A 2,550-nucleotide genomic window follows, 5' to 3' on the forward strand; every position below is an offset into this window, starting at 1 on the left:
TGGCGCTTGCCGACGACCTGCATCTGCGCGGTCGAGGTGAGCACCGACAGCGGGCGATCCCCCATCATCGCGCCGATCACGTCCCAGCTCTCATTCGGCGCGAGTTGCAGCAGCGCCTCGTCGACCGCGACGAAGGCGACATCGGCGCTGGCGGCGGGCTTGCCGTCGGGGGTGCGCACCGCCAGATCGACCTGCGCGGTGTCGCGCGCGGCATAGCGTTCCTTGTCGGCCTTCACGTCGATCGCCAGCCGGTGCGATTCCCAGCCGACCTTCACCTTGGCCATCCCCAGCCGATAGGCCGGCTTGGCGAGATCGACCAGCGCGGTCGGGCGCGCGCCTTCGCGGCTGAACCACGGCAGGCCCCAGTCGCGGGCGAGGTTGGACAGCCACAGCGACCAGCCGCCGACGCGGCCGCGCACCGCCATCACGCTGACGAACACGTCCGGGGCATAGCTGCCCGGCATCGGCACCTCGATCACCGGATCGGTGCCGGAAAGCTGGGTGACGAAGCTCGACAGCACGCCCTCGCGCTCGACCGTGACCAGCGCGGTCGCGCTGCGGAACGGCATCCGCACCTGGAACCTGGCGGTCTCGCCCGCCTTGTACTCGGGCTGCTCGGCGATCAGGTCCATGCGATCGCCGTTGTCGCCGCCAAACCACCAGTCGTCGTCGCCGACCAGCCACACCGATTTGACCGCGCGCGCCTCATTGCCGTTGGCGTCGGTGGTGGTGGCGACGGCATAGACCTCACCCGAGACGCCAGGCTCCATCCGGCATTCGGCCAGTCCGAGCCGGTCGGTGCGGACGGAACAACTGCCCGGCAATTTGGTGGTCTTCACCTGATTGTCATAGGCATAGAAGCCGCCGATCAGCCGCCGCCGCGCGGTCAGGATCTCGCGGCTGTAGAGCGCGATCTTGACCGACTGGCCGGCGATCGGCTTGCCGTCGGTATCGAGCGCGACCAGCTTCAGGCGCAGATCGTCCTGCTTCATCAGCCAGCCGTCGCTCCTGACGCCGAGCTGGACGGCGGAGGCGAAGATCGGGATGCTGCGCGACGCGGTCAGCGTTTCACCGTTGGCGTCCTGATAATCCATCTCGACCAGCATGTTGGTGTCGGCGTCGAGCGTCGGCACGTCGATCGTCGCCTTGCCCGTTCCGTCACCGCCCAGCGTCAGCGGCAGCGACTGGGTGGGCGGAAGCTGCGGCGATTCGTCGCCGTCCTCGCCGTCGCCGTTGAGCGGACGGATGCCCTCCTTCACCGCCGCCCCGCCAAAGCTGAACGCATCATAGTTGGCGGGCGCGGCGCTGCGCGCGAAATAGCCGACGCGCAGGTCGACCGGCAGGTTCGACGCCCCGCCGCCGGACAGATAGCCGGCGTAGAGGTCGAGCGGCATCGTCCTGGGCCGCACCGCCGCTTCCTTGGGGCCGGACACCGTCGCCTTCATCGTCGGCAGCCGGTATTCGTCGACCTTGAACGACTGGCCGGTGTAGATGGTACGGTCCCCCACCATCATCTGCAGATCATATTCGCCCATCGGCGCGCCCTGTGGCGCGGTCCATTGATTCTCGCCGGTGCCGTTGGCGTCGATCGCGAGCGGCAGGTCGAACTGGGTGTCGGAGCCGCGATGCGACAGCCGCAGCGTGCCGGTCAGCGGCTCGCCCATGCGAAAGCCGGTGCCGTCGGGCACGCGGAAGATGTGCTTCATGTGCACCGTCTCGCCCTGGCGGACCAGCGCGCGGTCGAACACGGTGTGGACCACCTCGGTCCGTTCGCTCCAGCCATAGGGCAGGTCGAAGTCATAGGGCCGGATGCCGTCGCCCCAGCTGGTCAGGTCGAACGCGAAATCGCCGGCCTTGCGCGCGGAGATCATCAGCGGGTGGGCGCTGTCACTGTCGCAGCTGCCATAGGTCTGCGGTTCGGGCAGCCCCTTCGTCACCAGCAGGCGCCCTTCGGCATCGCTGGTGCCGCGCGCGAGGATCGCGCCGGTGCAGCTGTCGGAGATGCGCACGTCGGCGCCGGCGACGGGCTTGGCCGAATCGAGCTGCGTCACCCATGCCAGCGACCCTTCGCGGCCCCATTTGAAATGGACGCTGAGATTGGTGACCAGCGCGCCCGCCGTGACGTACCGCGGCGCGTTGCGGCCGAGCAGCGCGCGGCCGAGCGCCGGGCTGGCCAGTTCGACGACGTAGAAGCCCGGCTGCTTGAGGGGCACGCCGACCACCTCGAAATCCTTGCCCTTGCCGGGCAGGCCGACGTTGAGCGCGGCGCCCTTGCCCGCCGGAATCAGCGGCTTGGACGCGGTGTTGTTGATCGTCACCGTCTCGGTGCCGCGCTTGACCTCCTCGAAATCGGATTCCTCGTGCTCGCTCAGCCGTCGCAGCCACGCCGCGACGTCGCCGTCGGAGGCGTCGACGCGCAGCGACTGACCGGAGACGCTGGCGATCTGTCCGCCCAGCGACGGCTCGACCGCGCGCACGGTGACCGGCAGCACGCCGCCCTCGCTCGCCTCGAGCACGCCGAACAGCGCGGCGAACTTGACCAGCGGCGGC

1 protein-coding gene is annotated in these 2,550 nt (G+C 69.2%); it reads right to left on the minus strand.

The window, feature by feature from the left end:
- Nucleotides 1-2,550: MG2 domain-containing protein (locus tag VNR91_RS04775; RefSeq protein ID WP_325489643.1), on the minus strand; the 2,550-nt coding region annotated here is incomplete at both ends.

It is taken from the genome of Sphingomonas sp., assembly GCF_035555815.1.
Lineage (GTDB): Bacteria > Pseudomonadota > Alphaproteobacteria > Sphingomonadales > Sphingomonadaceae > Sphingomonas.